Source organism: Mycobacterium sp. NPDC003449, assembly GCF_053588415.1.
In genome coordinates this window covers 1-20,728 of record NZ_JBSFPX010000093.1, presented here as the reverse complement: position 1 = coordinate 20,728, position 20,728 = coordinate 1, and the positions used below count along the sequence as shown (strand labels likewise).

General features: G+C 67.7%; 20 protein-coding genes. 8 read left to right on the top strand and 12 right to left on the bottom strand.

The genetic code is table 11. The features are described from left to right. The first annotated feature begins 6 nt into the window (after positions 1-6). Positions 7-1,893, top strand: coding sequence for an LpqN/LpqT family lipoprotein (locus ACWDTP_RS22115; protein WP_450023679.1), 1,887 nt, complete (start codon positions 7-9; stop codon positions 1,891-1,893). Positions 1,894-1,954: 61 nt separating this feature from the next. Here ACWDTP_RS22115 and ACWDTP_RS22110 read toward each other — a convergent pair whose 3' ends face one another. The 6 genes from ACWDTP_RS22110 to sfnG all read right to left on the bottom strand — a co-directional run bounded on the left by ACWDTP_RS22110 (position 1,955) and on the right by sfnG (position 8,856). After that, on the bottom strand, positions 1,955-2,815 hold the full coding sequence (locus ACWDTP_RS22110) for a hypothetical protein (protein ID WP_450023677.1): 861 nt from the start codon (positions 2,813-2,815) through the stop codon (positions 1,955-1,957). A gap of 184 nt (positions 2,816-2,999) precedes the next feature. Next, positions 3,000-4,568, bottom strand: a complete 1,569-nt coding sequence (gene purH, locus ACWDTP_RS22105; protein WP_450023675.1) for a bifunctional phosphoribosylaminoimidazolecarboxamide formyltransferase/IMP cyclohydrolase — start codon at positions 4,566-4,568, stop codon at positions 3,000-3,002. After that, complete coding sequence (purN, locus tag ACWDTP_RS22100; RefSeq protein ID WP_450023674.1) at positions 4,565-5,194, bottom strand: phosphoribosylglycinamide formyltransferase; 630 nt, start codon at positions 5,192-5,194, stop codon at positions 4,565-4,567. The genes purH and purN overlap by 4 nt, the downstream gene beginning before the upstream one ends. 10 nt (positions 5,195-5,204) lie before the next feature. Further along, positions 5,205-6,683, bottom strand: a complete 1,479-nt coding sequence (locus ACWDTP_RS22095) for a cell division protein PerM (protein WP_450023672.1) — start codon at positions 6,681-6,683, stop codon at positions 5,205-5,207. Between the two features lie 57 nt (positions 6,684-6,740). Then, the gene (locus tag ACWDTP_RS22090; RefSeq protein WP_450023670.1) at positions 6,741-7,601 is read right to left on the bottom strand and encodes a DUF5336 domain-containing protein; all 861 of its coding nucleotides are present in this window, start codon (positions 7,599-7,601) and stop codon (positions 6,741-6,743) included. 124 nt (positions 7,602-7,725) lie between these two features. Beyond that, the gene (sfnG, locus tag ACWDTP_RS22085; protein ID WP_450023668.1) at positions 7,726-8,856 is read right to left on the bottom strand and encodes a dimethylsulfone monooxygenase SfnG; all 1,131 of its coding nucleotides are present in this window, start codon (positions 8,854-8,856) and stop codon (positions 7,726-7,728) included. Positions 8,857-8,958: 102 nt separating this feature from the next. Here sfnG and ACWDTP_RS22080 point away from each other — a divergent pair, with 102 nt between their 5' ends. Then, positions 8,959-9,819, top strand: a complete 861-nt coding sequence (locus ACWDTP_RS22080; RefSeq protein ID WP_450023666.1) for an LLM class F420-dependent oxidoreductase — start codon at positions 8,959-8,961, stop codon at positions 9,817-9,819. 54 nt (positions 9,820-9,873) lie between these two features. On the opposite strand, the gene ACWDTP_RS22075 is transcribed toward ACWDTP_RS22080, so the two are convergent. Together ACWDTP_RS22075 and ACWDTP_RS22070 are read right to left on the bottom strand one after the other, a co-directional pair. Continuing rightward, a complete protein-coding gene (locus ACWDTP_RS22075) occupies positions 9,874-11,397 on the bottom strand; it encodes an acetyl-CoA acetyltransferase (RefSeq protein WP_450023664.1) in 1,524 nt (507 codons plus the stop codon). A gap of 83 nt (positions 11,398-11,480) precedes the next feature. Continuing rightward, the gene (locus ACWDTP_RS22070) at positions 11,481-11,606 is read right to left on the bottom strand and encodes a hypothetical protein (RefSeq protein WP_450023662.1); all 126 of its coding nucleotides are present in this window, start codon (positions 11,604-11,606) and stop codon (positions 11,481-11,483) included. A 179-nt stretch (positions 11,607-11,785) separates the two neighbouring features. Here ACWDTP_RS22070 and ACWDTP_RS22065 point away from each other — a divergent pair, with 179 nt between their 5' ends. Continuing rightward, on the top strand, positions 11,786-12,418 hold the full coding sequence (locus ACWDTP_RS22065) for a TetR/AcrR family transcriptional regulator (RefSeq protein WP_450023660.1): 633 nt from the start codon (positions 11,786-11,788) through the stop codon (positions 12,416-12,418). Between the two features lie 68 nt (positions 12,419-12,486). After that, positions 12,487-14,355 (top strand): S9 family peptidase, encoded by a 1,869-nt coding sequence (locus tag ACWDTP_RS22060; RefSeq protein WP_450023658.1) that lies wholly within the window; start codon positions 12,487-12,489, stop codon positions 14,353-14,355. A 72-nt stretch (positions 14,356-14,427) separates the two neighbouring features. Here ACWDTP_RS22060 and sucD read toward each other — a convergent pair whose 3' ends face one another. Then, positions 14,428-15,327, bottom strand: a complete 900-nt coding sequence (sucD, locus tag ACWDTP_RS22055; protein WP_450023656.1) for a succinate--CoA ligase subunit alpha — start codon at positions 15,325-15,327, stop codon at positions 14,428-14,430. Between the two features lie 15 nt (positions 15,328-15,342). After that, positions 15,343-16,506 carry an ADP-forming succinate--CoA ligase subunit beta gene (gene sucC / locus ACWDTP_RS22050; protein ID WP_450023654.1) on the bottom strand — a complete coding sequence of 388 codons (1,164 nt, stop codon included), beginning with the start codon at positions 16,504-16,506 and terminating at the stop codon, positions 15,343-15,345. Positions 16,507-16,780: 274 nt separating this feature from the next. Between sucC and ACWDTP_RS22045 the strand changes: the two genes are divergently transcribed. From ACWDTP_RS22045 to ACWDTP_RS22030, 4 genes are read left to right on the top strand one after another with little or no spacing between them, the layout of a single operon-like run. Beyond that, complete coding sequence (locus ACWDTP_RS22045; RefSeq protein ID WP_450023652.1) at positions 16,781-17,860, top strand: M23 family metallopeptidase; 1,080 nt, start codon at positions 16,781-16,783, stop codon at positions 17,858-17,860. Then, positions 17,861-18,508, top strand: coding sequence for a hypothetical protein (locus ACWDTP_RS22040; protein WP_450023650.1), 648 nt, complete (start codon positions 17,861-17,863; stop codon positions 18,506-18,508). Between the two features lie 42 nt (positions 18,509-18,550). Beyond that, positions 18,551-18,790, top strand: coding sequence for a ribbon-helix-helix domain-containing protein (locus ACWDTP_RS22035; RefSeq protein ID WP_450023648.1), 240 nt, complete (start codon positions 18,551-18,553; stop codon positions 18,788-18,790). Further along, positions 18,787-19,218, top strand: coding sequence for a TA system VapC family ribonuclease toxin (locus ACWDTP_RS22030; RefSeq protein WP_450023646.1), 432 nt, complete (start codon positions 18,787-18,789; stop codon positions 19,216-19,218). The genes ACWDTP_RS22035 and ACWDTP_RS22030 overlap by 4 nt, the downstream gene beginning before the upstream one ends. A gap of 1 nt (position 19,219) precedes the next feature. On the opposite strand, the gene ACWDTP_RS22025 is transcribed toward ACWDTP_RS22030, so the two are convergent. Both ACWDTP_RS22025 and ACWDTP_RS22020 read right to left on the bottom strand, forming a co-directional pair. After that, positions 19,220-20,077 carry an adenylate/guanylate cyclase domain-containing protein gene (locus tag ACWDTP_RS22025; RefSeq protein WP_450023644.1) on the bottom strand — a complete coding sequence of 286 codons (858 nt, stop codon included), beginning with the start codon at positions 20,075-20,077 and terminating at the stop codon, positions 19,220-19,222. A gap of 92 nt (positions 20,078-20,169) precedes the next feature. Next, positions 20,170-20,727 (bottom strand): TetR/AcrR family transcriptional regulator, encoded by a 558-nt coding sequence (locus ACWDTP_RS22020; RefSeq protein WP_450023642.1) that lies wholly within the window; start codon positions 20,725-20,727, stop codon positions 20,170-20,172. Position 20,728 lies beyond the last annotated feature (1 nt).

Genomic DNA, 20,728 nt, shown 5'->3' with positions numbered 1-20,728 from the left:
TCGCCCATGCCGTTGGCTAGCGGTCAGGTCTTCGCGGGGTTCACCATCGTGCGGTTGGTGGGCACCGGTGGCATGGGCGAGGTATACCTGGCATCCCACCCGCGGCTGCCGCGTGAGGATGCCCTCAAGGTGCTGCCCACGACCGTCAGCGCCGACGACGAGTTCCGGCAGCGGTTCATCCGCGAGGCCGATATGGCCGCGACGCTGTGGCACCCCCACATCGTCGGTGTGCACGACCGCGGCGAGTTCGAGGACCGGTTGTGGATCTCGATGGACTACGTCGACGGTCACGACGCGGCGCGGCTGCTGCACGACGAGTTCCCGTCCGGTATGCCCGCCGACGACGTGGTCGAGGTCGTCACCGCCGTCGGCGACGCCCTGGACTACGCGCACCAGCGCAAGCTGCTGCACCGCGACGTCAAACCGGCCAACATCCTGCTGACCGGTAAACAGGGTTCCAAGCGGCGGATCATGCTCACCGACTTCGGCATCGCGCGCCGCGCCGACGAGGTCAACGGGCTCACCTCCACCAACATCACGGTGGGCTCGATGTCCTACACCGCACCCGAGCAGTTGATGGGCCAGCCGCTCGACGGCCGGGCCGACCAGTACTCGCTGGCCGCCACCGCCTACCGGCTGTTCACCGGGGCCCCGCCGTTCGCACACAGCAATCCCGCGGTGGTAATCAGTCACCACCTGAATTCGCCGCCGCCCAAGCTGGGTGACACCAAACCCGAGCTGGCCGTGTTCGATTCGGTCATGTCCAGGGCGCTGTCCAAGGACGCCAAGGACCGCTACGACACCTGCCACGACTTCGCCGTCGCGCTGGCCGAGGCCGCGACGCGCACCGTGCCCACCCCACGCAGGGTGGCGACCCCGGTTGCCCCGCCGGCATCGCCTGCGCCGCGGGTCGCTGCCCCGCCGATGCCCGCGCCGCCGACCCCGTCCCGCCCTCCGACCCCGGCTGCCCAGTCGGCCCCGCCGACCATGCCCCTGGCTGCGCAGCCCCTCCCCCCGGTCCCGCTCTCGCCGTCCAACCCGCGCCCCGTCACACCGCAGGAGCCACCGGTGTTCACCTCATCGTGGGCCGGCACCGACGACGCGTCCCACCAGCCGCCCGGGCCGCCGAGCTCCAACTTCGCCCCGCCGCCACTGCCGTACACGACATCGCCCCGCAAAACCGGCAAGCGGCGCAAGTTACTGATCGCGGCCGCCGCGGTCGGCGCGGTGGTGCTGTTGGTCGGCGGCATCGCCCTGGCCGTGACATCGGGCGGCGACGACGCCGGTTCGGACACCACCACCTCCGCGCAGGCCTCCGAGCCGTCCGCCGAGGCCGAGACCACCGTGCCGGCCACCCCCGCGCCGCCCGGCGGACACCGCTACACCATCGCCGACTACATCCGCGAGAACAAGATCGCCGAAACACCCATGCACCGCGGCGATCCCGGATCCCCGACGTTGGAACTGCCCACCCCGCCCGGATGGGTCGACGCCGGAACCCGCACCCCGGCCTGGGCGTACTCGGCGATCGTGAATGACGGTGTCAATCCCCAGGATCCGCCTTCGGTGATCTCACTGATCTCCAAGCTGGGCGGCAACGTCAACCCCGACAAGCTGCTCGAGTTCGCCCCCAACGAGCTGCAGAACCTCACCGACTACCAGCCGATCGGCGCGATCACCAAGGGCATGCTGGCCGGTTTCCCTTCGGTGCAACTCGGCGGCTCCTACGTCAAGGACGGCAAGCGCAGGGCCATCACCCAGAAGACGGTCGCGGTGCAGGGCCCCGGCGGCACCTTCGTCCTGCAGATCAACGCCGACTCGACCTACCGCGACTTCCAGGCCCTGGTCGATGTCAACAAGGTGATCAACGAGCAGGCCACCATCACGCCATAGGGCTCTTACGGGGCGAAGTTGTTGCGCCGTTTTCCACCGCGGGGTCGCTGCGCCACGGTTTTCACAGCCCTGGGGTAGAAAACGGCGAGATCCCGCGCCGGGTGAACGCTTCACGCACCCGATGCAGGACATAGGCCTTGCTGTGCTCGGTGACAACGTGGATATCGATCCAGCCTTCACGTTCGATGATGGCGTTTCGCCCGATGTCATGCACATATCGCGGTCGGTCCGAGGCGTGGTGTTTACCGTCGTAGTCCAGACCTATCTTGGCGTCCGGATAACCCATATCGATGAACGCCTCGTCGACACCGTCGCTGACCCTGATCTGGGTACCCGGACGCGGATAGCCCGCGTCGATCAGTACCAGCCGCAGCCGGCTCTCCTGGGGCGACTGTCCGCCGGGATCCATCAAAGCGAGGGCTGTTCGGGCGCTTCGGATTCCCCGCAGGCCTCGATACCGCGCCGCCAGTTCGAGCACCTGTCCACATTCGACACCCGTCGCCGCGGCGAGTGCGTCGAGGTGGGCGACCGCGGCATCGCGCGGAAAGAATCGTGCCAGATCCAGCGCCGTCCGCAGCGGCGTGGTGACCCGGAAATCACCGATCCGGCAGATCTCGTCCGGCCCGATGCGCTCCTCGCGGACGACGATTCCAGGCCTGCGCCGCCCGTGATCGGTGATCAGTTCCACCGGGGTACCCACGTCGACCCAATTCGCGCCGTGCAGCGCCGCGGCGGCCCGCCCGGCGATGATGGCCCGCCGCCCGCTCCACAGCCACGCGGCCGTGATATCGGCCTGCACCGTTCGCACGCCGGCCTTCGGCAGGTAGACGCGTGGCTGAGTCGCCGCGTATCGCCATCGCAGCTGTCCCCGGGTCAGTCCGCCCGCGGCGAGAGCTTCCGGCCCGATGAATGGGGTGTTCATGGCTGCGATGGTCGGCAGCGCGGCCGACCGATCTGCCCCCGCCAAGCCTCGCCGCGATCCCGGCTGGGGATGAACGCCACGCTGTGCATCGGCGGGCATCGCGCCGATTTCTACCCCAGGGTCGCTACAAGACGAGTTTCACAGCCCTGGGGTAGAAAACGGCGCAGCAGCGGCCCGGGAAAACTCAGTGGGCGAAATGCCGAGCGCCGGTGAGGTAGAGCGTGATGCCTGCGGCTTCGGCGGCAGCGGTCACCACATCGTCGCGCATCGACCCGCCCGGATGCACGATCGCCTTCACCCCGGCCTCGGTGAGAGTTTCCAGCCCGTCCGGGAACGGGAAGAACGCGTCGGAGGCCGCGACCGCACCCGGCACCCGGTCGCCACCGCGCTGCACCGCCAGTTTCGCGGCGTCGACCCGGTTCACCTGACCCATGCCGACGCCAACCGTAGCCCCGCCGGCGGCCACCACGATCGCATTCGACTTCACCGCCCGGCAGGCCCGCCACGCGAAGGTCAGATCGGCCAGCGTCCGCTCGTCGGCGGGGTCACCGGTGGCCAGGGTCCAGTTGTTCGGATCGTCGCCCTCGGCGTCGAGCGCATCGCGCTGCTGCACCAGCACACCGCCGCTGATCTGCCGCAGCTCGACACCACCGACCAGCGGCTCGGAGGCGACCAGGATGCGAATGTTCTTCTTGCGGGCCAGGATCTCCACCGCGCCCGCCTCATACGCCGGGGCGATGATCACCTCGGTGAAGATGTCGGCGACCGTCTCGGCCATTTCGACGCTCACCTCGGTGTTGGCCGCGATGACCCCGCCGAACGCGCTCAGCGGATCGCATTCGTGGGCCTTGCGGTGCGCGTCGGCCACCGACTCCGAGGAGACCGCGATCCCGCACGGGTTGGCATGCTTGATGATCGCCACGCAGGTCTGCTCATGGTCGAACGCGGCCCGCCAGGCGGCGTCGGCGTCGGTGTAGTTGTTGTAGGACATCTCTTTTCCGTGCAGCTGCTCGGCCTGCGCCAGACCCGGCCACGCGGAATCGTCCCGGTACACCGCGGCCTGCTGATGCGGGTTCTCCCCGTAGCGCAGTACCGCGCTGCGGTGCCAGGTGCCCGCGAACCACCGCGGCAAGGCCGCCGGCGCCGCATCGTCTTCGGGGGCCAGGGTCGTCTCCATCCAGCCGGCCACCGCGACGTCGTATTCGGCGGTGTGCCGGAAGGCCAAGGAAGCCAGCCGCTTTCGCTCGTCGAGGGTGAAACCGCCGGCCCGCACCGCGGCCAGCACCCCGTCGTAGCCGATCGGGTCGACCACCACGGCCACGCTGGGATGGTTCTTGGCGGCGGCCCGCACCATCGACGGCCCGCCGATGTCGATCTGCTCGACGCATTCGTCGACCGACGCGCCGGACTCGACGGTCTCGGAGAACGGGTAGAGATTGACCACCACCAGTTCGAACGCCTCGACGTCGAGTTCCTGCAGCGCGGCAAGGTGTTCGGGCTTGCGGGTGTCGGCCAGCAGCCCGGCGTGCACCCGCGGGTGCAGGGTCTTCACCCGGCCGTCGAGCACCTCGGGAAAACCAGTCACCTCTTCCACCGGGGTGACCGGAACACCGGTTCCGGCGATGGTTTTCGCGGTCGACCCGGTCGAGACGATGGTGACGCCCGCCTCGTGCAGGCCGCGGGCCAGATCGGCGAGGCCGGTCTTGTCGTAGACACTGATCAACGCTCGCCGGATCGGTTTCTTATCGCTCACGCTATGGTCGCCTTTCGTCCGGTCCAGGTCACGCCGCGGGTCGCCAGCGCGGCCAGCACGTCCACCAGCAGCCGTCGTTCGACGACCTTGATGCGTTCGTGCAGAGTCTCTTCTGTGTCGTCGTCGTGGATCGCGACCGGCTGCTGCGCCAGGATCGGCCCGGTGTCCATGCCCGCGTCGACCAGATGCACCGTGCACCCGGTGATCCGCACCCCGTAGGCCATCGCCTCGGGCACGGCGTGCGCGCCGGGAAACGCGGGCAGCAACGCCGGGTGGGTGTTGACCACCCGGCCCGGGAAGCGGGCCAGGAACTGCGGGCCGAGGATCTTCATGAACCCGGCCGACACCACCAGATCCGGCCGGTGCTCGGCGGTGGCCGCGGTGACCGCGGCGTCCCAGGCCGCCCGGTCGGGATGATCGCCGAGGCGCACGGTGTAGGAGGGGACGCCGGCGCCCGCCGCGATGTCGAGTGCCGCGCACGCGCGGTCGGTGCCGACGGCGACGACGCGCGCCGGGTAATCGCCCACGGCGGCGTCCAGTAGCGATGCGAGCAACGACCCGGTACCCGAAGCCAGCACTACCAGCCGTGCCGGTGCGCTCGGGGGCACACGTAACGGTTGCTGCACGCGCTGCAGCCTAGTCGGCCCGGCCCCTCGGGTTGTCGTCGGACACGTCCTCGTCGGCGATCTCGTCCACCAGGAAGTGATCCTCGGGATCCTCATGCGGGTCGCGCGGCAGGTCCGGGGGAAGGGCCGAAACCTCCTCGGCCGACCACGACACCAGCGGCTCGTCGGGCAGGTCGACCTCCTCGACGTCGAGCGGCTCCTGCTCCTGCGGGGCGTCCTCGCGCTCCTCCTCGAGCTCGCGCGGGGAGTCGTCGGCGTCCTCGTACCCGTCGTCCTCGTAGTCGTACTCGTCGTAGTCGTACTCGTCTTCGGGTTCCGGCTCCGGCTCGGGTTCCGGTGCGGGCGCGGCGACCGGCTTGACCCGGCGCGCAATGCCACCCGCCATCGCCACCGTCAGCCCGCCGATACCGGCGAACCAGAGGAACACCGCGGGCCCGAACGTGGCCTGGTCGACACCGACCTCACCGAAATTGCCGAGCCGCCCGCTGCCGGCGTGGCCCAGCACGGCCATCGTCACGGCCGCCGCCGCCGCGGCCACCGCGACCTTGCCCATCGCGGGAAGCAGGGGCAGCGGCCGACGGGCACACTGCTGGCCGAGCGCGACCGCCGCGGCCGCCCCGATGATCAGCAGCGCCACCCACACCGGGCCCAGACCGGGCCCCGGCACCGCCGCCAGCACCGGCACGGCGGGGATATCGCCGCCGAGCACCGTGAACGAACTGAACGTGGCCAGGCCGATATGGGCGCTGGAGCCCACCGCCATCGCCGAGGTGCCGACGATCACGTTGGGGATGTAGAGCATCGACAGCAGGGTCAGGCTGAACTGCCCGAACACACTGTCGGTGATGGCGTACAGATCGTGCATGGTGCCCCAATGCACGATCAGCGATATGGCCGTCACCACCCCGGACAACCCCAACAGGGCGAGCAGCCCGGCGACGGCGGCCCGAAACGCGTCGGGCAGCCAAGCCGGCACGGGTGCGGATGCCAGCATGCGGCGGCCGACCTTGGACGCCACCCCCAGCGCCGCGCCGATCGCATGGACCAGCAACACGCCCCAGAAGGCCCGCAGGGCGCTCGGGGTCTGCAGCTCGGTGATCACCGACGCGGCGTCGTGGATGACCGCCAGCAGGATCGCCGCGATCAGCAGCGGCCCGCCGAGTGCGGAGGCCACCACCCAGCGGGTGACCAGCCAGGACGAGTTGGGGGCGGTCGCGGCCGCCGTGGTCCGCGCGGTGCCCCAGACCATCACCAGCACCGGCAGCAGCGGCATCACCCCGAGCTCGCGGCCGCCGATCGTGACCGGCACCTGATGCACACCCAGCCACATGCTGGCGATCGCGCCGAACGCGCCCGTCATATCGCTGTTGGAGATCAGCAGCTGCAACAGCACCACTGCGGCGATGACGACCAACGCCACCACGGACGGCCCGAATGCGACCCGAAGCAGCTCACGCGCCTGGCGGGTGCCGACTGGCCGGTTTTCCACTAGCTGGGCCACTCCTCGTTGATCTCGCGCGCGCCGGTCACGCACGCGCGGATCAGCTTACGACGACGAGGAGCCGGATTGCGGTGAGGACGGCGGCTGTGCCTGCGGCGGCGTCGGAACCTGGGTGGTCGTAGCCGTGGACGGCGTCTGCTGCTGTTGCGGCTGGCCGTAGGTGGGGAAACCGGTGGGCGGGGTGGGCGGACCGCTCTGCTGACCACCCTGCGGGGCGCCCTGCTGGCCGACCGTGCCGAAACCGCCGGTGTTCGAGCCGCCGGGGTAGCCGCCGTACTGCGACGGGTAGCCGGGACGCTGTCCCGGTCCCTGCTGCTGGTAGGGCTGCCCGCCGGGCTGGGGCTGGTTGTGCTGACCGTAGTACTGCGACGGGCCGCCGTACTGGCCGTACTGCGGCTGCTGCTCATACCGGGGCTTGGGGGCGGGCGGCGTCACCACACCCGTTTCGAGCAGCAACGCACCGATGGCGGCGAACGTCTGGATCAGGGTGAGCGCCAGGATGGTGTACAACGCCCAGCCGGCGTCGCCCTCCGCCGCCACGACCACATAGATCACCTGAAGGAACGCGGCCAGCGACAGCACGGCGGCGATCCCGGTGTAACCGCTCTGCTTGGGCAGCAGACCGACACCGGCGATCAGGCCCGCGATCAGGGTCAACAGGATCAGCACGGACACCACCGCGCTGGCGAACACGAGCTGTTTGTCGAGGCCGAAGCTCACCAGGAACGCGATCACACCGGCGCCGGCAGCCGTCGCCAGCAGGATCTCGGCCAGATTGCTCTCGCCTTCGGCGGCGGGCACGCCGGGAACGGCGGCCGGGCTCTTGGCGAACTGCTGGGTTACGTCGTATTGGGATCCCGACTGCGGTGCGGGCGGGTACCCGGGGTTGTTGGGCGGGTAGGTCATGACCTCTCCTGTGCTGATCGAGCGTCGCGTCCTGCGTTCCGGATGCGGACCGTGAGCGATTCGGCCTTCCACGCTAGCGCACCTACATGTGTGCAGGGCACACGCTCCTGGTGTCAGACAGGTCTCAAGCCGATACCAAAACCGGTGCGTCTGCCGAATCCCGTTCGGCCGCCTCGATTTCGCGGACCAGCGGCAGCACCTTGGCCCCGAAATACTCGATTTCCTCCTGGAAGTGCAGGAAACCGCCGAGGATCAGATCGACGCCGCGTTTGCGATACGCCGCAATGCGTTCCGCGATCTGCTCGGGGGTGCCGATCAGTTGGGTGCGGAAGCCGTCGTTGTACTGCACCAGGTCCTCGAAGCTGGAGTCGGCCCACATCCCCTTCTTGTCGGCCGTGGAGTTGCCGGCCTGCTGCACCGCGCTGCGGAAGCCCTCGACGGCCGGCCGGTTGGCCTTGGCGATGATCTCTCGCAGCGTCTCCTTGGCTTCTTTTTCTGAGTCGCGGGCGATGATGAACCCGTTGAGCCCGAACCTCACTTCCCGGTCCGCACTGCGAGCGTGCTCACGCACGTCGACCAGCTGCTCGGTGAGGCCGTCGAAATCCTTGCCGTTGGAGAAGTACCAGTCGGCGTAGTGGCCGCCGTTGCGCCGCGCCGCCGCCGAGTTGCCGCCCTGGAAGATCTCCGGGTTGGGCCGCTCGGGGGTGTTGAGCGGTTTGGGCTTGAGGGTGAAATCGTGGATGCGGTAGAAGTCGCCGCGGAAGTCCACCTCGTCCTCGGTCCAGATCTTGCGCAGCACCTGCAGGAACTCGGCGCTGCGCCGGTAACGCTCGTCGTGCTCCAGCCACGGCTCACCGAGGTGGGTGAACTCGTCCTTGAACCAGCCCGAGACCACGTTGACCGCGAACCGGCCATTGCTCAGGTGATCGGCCGTCGCGCCCAGCTTGGCCAGCACACCAGGGTGCCACAACCCGGGATGCACGGCCGCGATGACCTTGAGTTTCTGGGTGGCCAGCAGCAGCGCGAGGCTGAAGCTGGTGGACTCATGCTGATATTCGGCGCCGTAGCTGGCCTCGTAGCGGACCTGGCTCAGCGCGTACTCGAAGCCGTTGACCTCGGCGGTCCTGGCGAGCGTGGCGTTGTAGTCGTAGTTCCAGTCGGTGCGCTGCTCGATATCGCTGGTGACCAGGCCGCCGCTGACGTTGGGCACCCAGTAGGCGAACTTGACGTGGTCGGCGATGCGTTCGGTCGTCATGGCTGCATGGCACCAGGCGGGCAGACGGGCGTCACCGGTATCGATCCGCGTGAATCGAACATCCGCTTGCCCTTCAGACTAGAACACGTTCTAATTCTTGACATGGACTATGGGCTCGTTCTCTTCACCAGTGACCGCGGCATCGCACCGGCCTCGGCGGCCAAGCTCGCCGACGACCACGGCTTCACCACGTTCTACGTGCCCGAGCACACCCACATCCCGATCAAGCGCGAGGCCGCCCACCCCACCACCGGGGACGAGTCCCTGCCCGACGACCGCTATATGCGCACCCTCGATCCGTGGGTGTCGCTGGGCACCGCGTGCGCGGTGACCTCACGGGTGCGGTTGTCGACGGCCGTCGCGCTGCCCGTCGAACACGACCCGATCACGCTGGCCAAATCCATCGCCACACTCGATCACCTGTCCGGCGGCCGGGTTTCGCTGGGTGTCGGATTCGGTTGGAACACCGACGAACTCGCCGACCACAAGGTGCCGCCGGGCCGGCGCCGCACCATGCTGCGCGAGTACCTGGAAGCGATGCGGGCGCTGTGGACCTCCGAAGAAGCCTCCTACGACGGCGAATTCGTGAACTTCGGCCCGTCGTGGGCGTGGCCCAAGCCGGTCCAGTCCCACATCCCGATCCTGGTCGGCGCGGCGGGTAACGAGAAGAACTTCAAGTGGATCTCGCGGTCCGCCGACGGCTGGATCACCACGCCCCGCGATTTCGACATCGACGAGCCGGTCAAGCTGCTGCAGGACACCTGGGCCGCGGCCGGGCGCTCCGGGGCACCGCAGATCGTGGCGCTCGACTTCAAACCCGATGCCGACAAGCTGGCCCACTGGCGCGAGCTCGGGGTGACCGAGGTGCTGTTCGGTCTGCCCGACAAATCCGAGTCCGAGGTGGCCGGCTACGTGGAGCGGTTGGCGGGCAAGCTGGAGCTTCTGGCGCCGAGTTCGACGTAATCGTCGCGAATTCTCGACGCGAACGACGTTTTCGTCGAACTCGCGGGCCCGGGTCTAGGCCGGTGTGGCCTGGTTGCCCTGCTCGGTGGAGCGCACCGCGATCGCCGCGCCGAGCGGGTCACCGTCGGACATCAGGGCGACCAGCGCCTCGTCGGTGGTGGTGGCCAGGAAGCGGCTGCCGTCAGCGTCGAGTCGGCCGATGATGATGCCGGTGCGCGGCGTCCAGTCGTAGCGGACGGTGTAGGTCTCGATCGTCCCGGTTCCGTCGACGTTCTCGGTGACAGCGACCTGCGGCGCGTCGGCGACCCGCTCCTGCAGGGCGGCGCTGTTGTCCGGCACCCACTCGGCGGGCTCGGTCGAATAGATGCCGACCGAGTACTTGCTGGCGATGCCGCCGTTGGCCCCGATCAGCGCGAATTGGCCCGGCTTGTCCCGCATTTCACCGACCGCCTCGGCGATCGCGTGCAGCGAATAGTTGTTTCCCGGGCCGCCGAAGAACGGCAGACCGCCGGTGAGCGTCAGCCCGCGCTCGTCGTCGGCGGCCAGCCCGGTGCCGTCGCAGATGTTGAACACCGGGAACGGGAAGCAGCTGTAGAGGTCGAAGGCGGCCACCCGGTCCAGTCCGATCCCGGCCACCCGCAGCGCCTCGCCGACCGCGGCCACCGAGGCCGGGCTCGCGCCGATATCGGCGCGCTCCAACAACTTCTGCTCCTTCATATCGGCGTGCCCGCGCAGGTACACCCACTTCTCCTCGGGCACACCGAGTCTGCGCGCCGCCTCGACCGACATCAGCAGCGCGGCGGCACCCTGATTGACCTGGTCGCGGGCCACCATCAGACGCGGATACGGATCGCAGATCATCCGGTTGCTCGCAGTGACGGTGGCCAGCTCCTCGGCCGACCGCTCGGTGGGTGTCGACGAAAACGGGTTCTTGGCGGCGACTTTCGAGAACGGCTCGAACAGATCGGCCATCTGAGTGCGGTAGTCGGCGACCGAAAGGCCGAGCCGGGCGCGACGGGCGTTCTCCAGCAGCCCGTACTGCACCGGGGCACCGATCAGGCCGTGGGTGATCGTGTACTTGTCGAAGATGCCGTCGTAGCCGTAGCCGCGGTCCTCCAGCTGGCCGTCGACGGTCTCGGAGTGGTCGGGTTTATCGTCCCGGTCGGCGAAATAGCGCAGGCTGGAAGTGTTCTCCGAACCCATCACCATGACCACGTCGGCCGTGCCCGCAGCGATCGCGCCGGCGAACTCGGTGACCAGGTGCTGCGGGCTCTGCCCGCCGATCACCTCCAGTACGGCGCGGGCCGGGTCGGCGCCGATCCGCCTGGCGACCGAGCGCGGATAGTTGTTCGATTTCCCGAGCGGGGCCGGGGTGCGCCCGGAGATCTCGAACTGGCGGGTACCGGCGATGGTGTCGATGGCCGTGGCGACCGCGTCGACGTCGGCCCCGGTGTCCCGCAGTGCCGCGCGGACGGCCTCGGTGGCGAGTTCCACGGCGGACATGCCGCGGTAGTCGTCGTCGAGACGCTCGGTGAACTGCCCGACGCCGACGATAACGGGGGTGCGCGGATCGACCACGGAACAACCTCCTGACACGTGTCAATTCGCCAGGCTAACGGATTGCCGAGGAGGGGTCGCCGTCGGGCGTGGAGGCGGGACTTCTAGTCCTCGCGATGTCGGCGGTATTCGTACCGCTCACACCACGCCTGCCCATCGCGGACCGCCACCGCGAAACACACCAGGGTGAACACTGCGAGTACGCAGTAGAGCCAGAGCATATGCGTCACAGCCAATCTGTCTTGCGCCAAACTGGTTCCGGTTCATGCAGTTGTCTACGGCCGATTGTCCGTCACCTGGGCGCGACGATTGCGGACCTGGGGCGTGTCGCGGCCACTTTTTCGTGCGACACCTTGACGAGCCTGTCACTTAGTGACATTGTGGTGTTGTCACTAAATGACAGGAGGTGGTGACGATCAGCGACGCACAGAACGAGAAGCAGGCCGAGGCGCGGTTGGCGGTGTCCCGGATCGCCGCCGCCCTGTTCTGGGAACACGGGGTGTCCGGGACGAGCGGGGACGACATCGCGGCGGCCGCCGGGCTGTCGACCCGCACGATCTGGCGCTATTTCCGGACCAAGGAAAGCTGTGTCGAGCCCCTGCTCGCGAAGTCGGCCGACCGGTTCCTGGCCAGTGCCAACCGGTGGCCCCACAACCAGTCGCTGATCGAACACCTTGCGGCAGATATGGTTTCGCACCCTTTGGCCCCGCAGGACACCGAGGATGAGGTCGCCGCGTTGCGGCTGGCCACGATGGCGCCAACCGAACCCGCGCTGCGTACGGCGTATCTGATGGTCCACGACTATATGGAGCACGGGCTCATCCCGGTGTTCGCCGACCGGCTACGCCTGCCCGAGGACGATCTCACGGTTCGCCTGTACGCGGCCGCGGTCACCGCGGCGTTCCGGGTGGTCGACGAGGATGTCAGCAGGACGGTCATCGTCGACAAGCAGAAGGTCTCCCAGCAGGAGGCACTCGCCCTGATGGACCGGGCCATCCGGGAAGCCACCAACGGACGCCTCGGCGGTCCGGTCGAACCCTAGATCTAGATATCCGCTGCGGGCGCACGCGGCCCGGCGAACAAGCCCGCCCTCAAACCGGAAGGACCGTCATGGCGCTACCCGAAATCATCTCCGTCGAAGAATTCTTCAACCCGCCCGAACGCACCGCCGCGACCATCTCACCGGACGGCACCAGGATCGCCTACCTGGCGCCGTGGAAAAACCGCCTCAACGTGTGGATCCAGAACCTGGACGGCGACGAGGCCCCGCGCTGCGTCACCGCCGACGAGACCCGCAGCGTCTACATCTACCACTGGACCGACAACCCACGCTGGATGCTGTATCTGCAGGACACCGGCGGCGATGAGAACTGGCACATCTACCGCGTCGACCTGGACGATCCCGGCGCTCCCGCAGTGGATCTCACCCCGTTCCCGGCGGTGCGGGCGTCGTTCGAACTGCTCAAGGGCCGGCCCGGCAAGGCCATGGTCCAGCTGAACAAGCGCAACCCGGAACTGTTCGACGCCTACGAACTCGACATCGCGACAGGCGAACTCACCGTGCTCGCCGAGAACCCCGGCAACGTCGTCAACTGGCAGTGCAGCCAGAAGGGCGACCTGTTCAGCTCGACCATGACCACCGACGGCGACATCGAGCTGGCCATCTGGGAAAAGTCCACGAGCACACTGCGTCCCGTGGTGACCTACGACGGGACCGACTACCCGCTCGGCATCTTCCCGATCGAGATGACCCCCGACGGCACCGCCCTGTGGCTGGCGTCCAATCAGGGCAGTGACCGGACCCGGCTGGCCAGGGTCGACGTGGCCACCGGTGAGGAGACCGAGGTGGACAGCCACCCGGCCCTCGATCTGGGTAACCAGCTCGTACTGCCGTCGCCTTTCATCCGCAGCGAGCGGACCGGTGAGTTGATCGGGGCCCGCTACTACGGGGAACGCCAGGTGATCCATCCGCTGGACCCCGATTTCGCTGCGGTACTGCAGAATCTGACGAAGTTGTCCGACGGTGACCTCGGCGCCATCTCATCCGACGAGTCCGGGCAGCGGTGGGTGGTCAACTTCACCCACGACCGCGACCCCGGCGCCACCTACTTCTATGACCACTCCACCGGTGCGAGCCGGCTGCTGTTCCGCCCGTACCAGCGGCTGGACCCCCACGCGCTGGCTCCGATGACGCCGGTCACCATCACCGCGCGTGACGGGCTGGACCTGCACTCGTATCTGACCCTGCCGGTCGGAGTCGAGCCGACCAACCTCCCACTCGTGCTCCTGGTGCACGGCGGCCCGTGGTCGCGGGACTGCTGGGGATTCCAGCCCGATGTGCAGCTCCTGGCCAACCGCGGATATGCCGTGCTGCAGGTCAACTTTCGCGGATCGACGGGCTACGGCAAGGCCTTCACCAAGGCCGCCATCGGGGAATTCGCCGGCAAGATGCACGACGACCTGATCGACGCGGTGGACTGGGCCGTCAAACAGGGCTACGCCGACCGCGACAAGGTGGCGATCTTCGGCGGCTCCTACGGCGGCTACGCCACCCTGGTCGGGGTCACGTTCACGCCGGACGTGTTCGCCGCGGCCATCGACTATGTCGGCATCTCCAACCTGGCCAACTTCATGCGCACCCTGCCGAATGTGGCCCGGCGGTTCCTGGCCACCAACTGGCACCGCTACGTCGGCGACCCCGACGATCCCGCGCAGGAAGCCGATATGCTGGCCCGCTCCCCGATCACCAAGGTCGATCAGATCCGCACCCCGCTGCTGGTTGTGCAGGGCGCCAACGACTCTCGGGTGGTCCAGGCCGAATCCGACAATATGGTCGAGGCGCTGCGCGCCCGGGGTGTCGAGGTGGAGTACATGGTCAAGGAGGACGAGGGGCACGGCTTCGTCAACCCGGACAACAGCATCGACATGTACCACGCCGTCGAACGCTTCCTCGCTGAGCATCTGGGCGGTCGCGTTTAACGGCCGAGCAGACGCAAAACTGCCCCTTTTCACGTGAAAAGGGGCAGTTTTGTGTCTGCTCGCGAGGGGAAATCAGCCCTCGAGGATCGCCCGGGCGAGGGCAGCGGTCTCCGACGGGGTCTTACCGACCTTCACACCGGCGGCCTCAAGGGCCTCCTTCTTGGCGGCCGCGGTGCCCGACGAACCCGACACGATGGCGCCGGCGTGGCCCATGGTCTTGCCCTCCGGGGCGGTGAAGCCCGCGACGTAGCCGACCACCGGCTTGGACACATTGGCCTTGATGTAATCGGCCGCGCGCTCCTCGGCGTCGCCGCCGATCTCGCCGATCATCACGATGACCTTGGTCTCCGGGTCCTTCTCGAACGCCTCGATGGCGTCGATGTGGGTGGTGCCGATGACCGGGTCGCCGCCGATGCCGATAGCGGTGGAGAAGCCGAGATCGCGCAGCTCGTACATCATCTGGTAGGTCAGCGTGCCCGACTTCGACACCAGGCCGATCGGGCCCTTGCCGGTGATGTTGTTGGGCGTGATGCCGACCAGCGACTCACCGGGGGTGATGATGCCGGGGCAGTTGGGGCCGATGATGCGGGTCTTCTTACCCTTGTCGACGTTATAGGCCCACGCGTAGGCGCTGTCCTGCACCGGAATTCCCTCGGTGATGACCACCAGCAGGCCGATCTCGGCGTCGATGGCCTCGATGATGGCGTCCTTGGAGAAGGCCGGCGGCACGAAGGCGATCGACACGTCGGCGCCGGTCTCCTTCATGGCCTCGGACACCGAGCCGAACACGGGCAGCTCGACGTCGTTTCCGTCCTTGTCCTTGTGCGACACCTTGGTGCCGGCCTTGCGCGCGTTGACGCCACCGACCACCTGGGTGCCGGCCTTGAGCATCAGGGCGGTGTGCTTGGTGCCCTCACCGCCGGTGATGCCCTGGACGATGACCTTGGAGTCTGCGTTCAGAAAAATAGACATGGGTCATTGCTCCTATTACTTATTCGCCAGCTCGGCGGCCTTGTCGGCACCGGCGTCCATGGTGTCGGCCTGGATCACCAGGGGATGGTTGGCCTCGGCGAGGATGCGGCGGCCCTCTTCGACGTTGTTACCGTCAAGGCGCACGATCAGCGGCTTGTTGGCCTCGTCGCCGAGCTTCTTCAGCGCGCCGACGATGCCGTTCGCCACCGCGTCACATGCGGTGATGCCGCCGAACACGTTGACGAACACGCTCTTGACCTGGCTGTCGCCCAGGATGACGTCGAGCCCGTTGGCCATCACCTCGGCCGAGGCACCGCCGCCGATGTCGAGGAAGTTGGCCGGCTTCACACCACCGTGCTTCTCCCCCGCGTAGGCGACCACGTCGAGGGTCGACATCACCAAACCCGCACCGTTGCCGATGATTCCGACCGCACCGTCGAGCTTGACGTAGTTGAGGTCGTTCTCCTTGGCCTTGAGCTCCAGGGGGTCGGTCGCGTCCTTGTCCTCGAACTCGGCGTGGCCGGACTGGCGGAAGTCGGCGTTCTCGTCCAGGGTGACCTTGCCGTCCAGCGCCAGGATCTGATCGTCGGGGGTACGCACCAGCGGGTTGACCTCGACCAGGGTGGCGTCCTCTTTGACGAAGACCTCCCACAGCTTCTGGATCGTGACGGCCGCGGCGTCGAGCACCTCGGCGGGCAGGTGGCCCTGCTCGGCGATCGAGCGGGCGAACGCCAGGTCGACACCCTTGACCGCGTCGACCGGCACCTTGGCCAGCCGTTCGGGCTTGGTCGCGGCGACTTCCTCGATCTCCATGCCGCCCTCGACCGAGCACATGGCGAGGTAGGTGCGGTTGGCCCGATCGAGCAGGAAGGAGATGTAGTACTCCTCGGCGATGTCGCTCGCCTCGGCAACCAGCAACTTTTTGACGACGTGGCCCTTGATGTCGAGGCCGAGGATGTTGGTGGCGTGGGAGAACGCGTCGTCGGGGGTTGCCGCGTACTTGACGCCGCCGGCCTTACCGCGGCCGCCGACCTTGACCTGAGCCTTCACCATCACCGGGCGACCGATCTCGGTGGCGATCGCCTTGGCGTCCTCGGCGGAATCGGTAACCCGGCCGGGCGTCGTGGGGACGTTGTGCTTGGCGAACAGCTCTTTCGCCTGGTATTCGAAGAGATCCATTGGCTTCCTAAAATGAGCTTGTCTGTCTGCGTTGACTTCGAACTGCCCGGCCGAGGCCGCATGCCTGACGGGCTCGGGGGGAACTGTATCCACCGAAGGATGCAGGTTGACCATCGCCTACCGGTCATGTGGCAGATCTCACCGGCAGATGCTCGTGATACAGATCACATTCTGCGCCGGAATAGCCACATGAGTTGCCACCTTCATGGGGATTTGGTTAACGTGCCTCTGGCCCCGATAACGCTCGGGTCACGACGCAGAAGGATTCCCCAGGTTGCCGCAGCATCGTTCGTCCTCGTCTCCAGACGGAGGGAAGACGAATGCACGCGAGCGCCGGCACCTCTCGCCTGACGACCTCGACGCCGCGGAAATCACCGACATCATCCCGTTCGACGAGTTCGGCAAGCTGACCGATCTGCGGTTCGACAGCACCAGCGCGCCAGACCGGGAGTCCGACGTCATCCGCGCGCCCGAACTGGACGATATGAACGACACCGACAACCTGGTGCCCGTCCGGCTTGCGGTGCCGTCCCGGTTCCGGCCCGAGCCCGGCCAGGAGCGCAGCTCCTCGCGCGCGTACCGCGACAGCCACACCGACGTCAGCGACGGGGTGGCCGCCACCGACATCATCGACATGGCCGGGCGCCGCGGCACGCACCGCAAGGAGACCGCGGGAGCCGTCAAGAGCCGCTTGATGATCGCCGCCATGGCCGCGGGCGCCACCGCGGCGGGCGCTTACTCGTTCGGGAATGCCGACCCCGCGGAGCCCGACGACGTCGTCCTCGCCTCCGGCCCGGCGGCCGCCGATGGCGCGGCCATCACCGGCTCGGTGGACGGCATGCAGATCGTCTCGGTCGCCTCGGCCGCCGACTCCACGGTGCACGCCGAGGAGATCACCAAGGCCGCCGCCTTCGCGCAGGAACGCGCCGAGCGGGAGGCGCGGCTGGCCCGCCCCCTGTTCGTGATGCCGACCAAGGGCGTGTGGACCTCCGGCTTCGGCTACCGCTGGGGGGTGCTGCACGCCGGCATCGACATCGCCAACTCGATCGGCACGCCGATCGTGGCCGCCTCCGACGGTGAGGTGATCGACGTCGGGCCGACCGCGGGATACGGCGCCTGGGTGAAGATCCGCCACTACGACGGCACCGTCACGCTGTACGGCCACATCAACACCTGGCTGGTCAGCGTCGGCGAGCGGGTGATGGCGGGCGACGAGATCGCCACCATGGGCAACCGGGGCAATTCCACCGGCCCGCACTGCCATTTCGAGGTGCTGCTCAACGGCACCCAGCGCATCGACCCGGTGCCGTGGCTGGCGAAGCGCGGGCTCAGCCCGGGCAGCTATGTTGGCTGAGTGAGCGACCCCGGTCATTCAGACAACGAGCAACCCGACCAGGACGACCGCACTCGGATACTCCGTCGTCACCCCACCGGCGCCATCCCGGTCCCAGACGACGACGCGGAACCGCAGACGAGCATCATCCGGCGCCACCCCACCGGCGCCATCCCCACCGGAGCCGACGCGGAGCCTCAGACCGGCCTGATCGAGCCCGCCGCCGACGACGCCCGCACCGGGTATGTTCCCAGGGCCCGGCCGGTCATCATCCCGCGCAGCGCCTCCAACCAGAGCCCCCGCTCGGCCGTCGTGACCGCGGCCGTGAGCATTCTCAGCGGCTGGGCCACCGCCGTGATCGCCACCGACCTGATCGCCGGGTGGTGGCGCACCGATCGACTGTTCTGTGTGGCCATCGGATTCCTGACCGCGATCTCGGCCGCAGCAACCATCGGCGGCCTCATCGCATTGTTGCTGCGGCACCGGATGGGGCGGTTGCTGATCGTCGTCGGCGCGGTCATCGGGCTGCTGATCTTCGGCAGCCTGTTCATCGCGGGCGCCAAACTCCACCCCGTGGTCTATGCGATGCCGGTGCTCCCGGTTGCCAGCATCCTGTTCGCCCTGCTGCCCGCCACCGGCCGGTGGAGCGCCCGGGCGCGCGGGTCCTGACCGCGCACGTGCCGGCCCACGAGATGCACTAGCATCAGATGTATGCGCACCACGCTGTCACTGGACGATGACGTCTTGCTCGCGGTAAAGGAACGCGCCCGCCGCGAGAACCGCACCGCCGGCGAAGTCCTGTCCGATCTCGCCCGACAGGCGCTGACACAGCAGAACGCCGATCTGTCCGGTGAAACGCAGAGTTTCTACGGCTTCGAACCTTTTGGACACCGCGGGCCCGCGGTGTCCAATGCTCTCGTCGACCGGTTACGTGATGAGGAAGCCGTGTGACGCGCGCACTTCTGGATGTGAACGTGCTCATCGCATTGCTCGACAGCGATCACGTCGACCACGAGCGGGTGCGCCGATGGGTCGACACCGAGATCGTGCACGGCTGGGCGTCGTGCGCGATCACACAAAACGGCTTCGTCCGGATCATCAGCCAGCCTCGTTATCCCAGCCCGGTCGCCCCCTCACAGGCGATCGGTAGGTTGGCCCGCGCCGCCGCCACCGAACATCATGAATACTGGCCCTGTTCGGTGAGCCTGCTCGATGACGAGTTGATCGACCATTCCCGGCTGCACGGGCATCGCCAAGTGACTGACGCATATCTGCTGGCCCTCGCCACCGCCAACGGCGGCCGGTTCGCGACGCTCGACCAGTCGATTCCCCTCGACGCCGTCCGTTACGCCGACGCGCGGAATCTGGCGCTGATCTGATTCAGTCGGCGCGCTCGGCGATCGGATCGGCGGTGAACACCGGGTACAGGGTGTGCGTCCCCGGCAGTCCCTTGAGCTCGACCTCACGCGCGGGACCCAACCGAAGATCGTCGAGGTCACCGATCGCCTGGCCTACCGGCCCACTGACCAGAATCTCACCACCGTCGGCCTGATCGGCCACCCGCGCCGCCGTCGCCACGTCCAGCCCGAACAGATCCCCGCCGCGGCGCACCGATGTGCCCATATGCACACCGATCCGCACCCGGATCGACTGCCAGCGTTGCGGGTTCTCGACAAGTGCGCGTTGCACATCCGCGGCGAACCGCACGGCATTCTCCGGGTCGGCGAACGCGATCATGAAACCGTCGCCCTGGTTCTTGACGACGTGTCCGCCGTGCTTGTCCACCACGGTCTGGATGAGCCTGTTGTGCTTTTCCAGCAGCCTCACCCAGGCCCGGTCCCCCATGGCCGCATTGCACTCCGTGGAGCCTTCGATATCGGAGAACACGATGGCGACGCGCCCGTCGGCGGTCAGCCTGGCCAGATCGGGGCGTTCCACCTGTGCCCACCCGGCCAGATCCTCGATGGAGTTGCGCACCGTCGCGCCGAGCCCCTTGTTGATCAGCATGTCCGCGGTCTGGAACACCGTCTTGATGGCGAACGGCGCGACACCACGACGACGACGACCGTCCTCCACCGCCCGCATCCGCTCGATCTCGCGTCGGGCCTGCGTCAGTTGTCGCCGGCCCACGATGAACAGCACGAGAAAGGTGACGAACGCCGCGAACAGCAGCGCAGCGATCGCCGACAAGACGATCTCGGCGGTGGTCAACGTCGGCACCCACTGATTATTGCCCATCCGCGCGGCCCCCAGCGCGAGTGCGACGCTATGGTCGTAAAACGGCTGCGGGAAAGACCATTTCGTCGATCTCGCGGCAGGCGGGGCCGGTCCTACCCGCGCTTGGTCAGGCTGGGGATCAGCACATCGTCGACCAGCACCCGGACCGTCTCCTCGGTCGGGGCGCGGCCGGATATCAAGGCCCGGAAAACCAGGTATCCCGGTAGCAGATCGAAGATTTCGTCGTCGATCGCCCCTGCGGCGATCTCGCCGCGGCGGACCGCGTCGGAGAGCACCTCGTACATCATCTGCTTGCGTTGGTGGACGAACTCGTTCTGCATGGCGTCGAACAGGGCGGGGTTGTTGGTCATCTCGTTGATCACCGCCCGCATGGTGCTGGCGTGCTCGCGCCCGTGCTGACACACGGCGGCACCGATCTCCAACAGGTCGCCCCGCAGTGAGCCGGTTTGCGGCGGCACCGACGAGAAGCGGGTGCCCTCGATGAACGCGGCCAGCACCAGATCCGCCTTCGACGGCCAGCGGCGGTACATCGTCGCCTTGCTGGCCTTGGCTTGCGCGGCAACGGCTTCCACAGTCAACCGGTCATAGCCGTGCTGCTGCAGCAGCTGCAGAGTCACGGAGACCAGAACCGGAACCGGGCTGTGCCGCAGG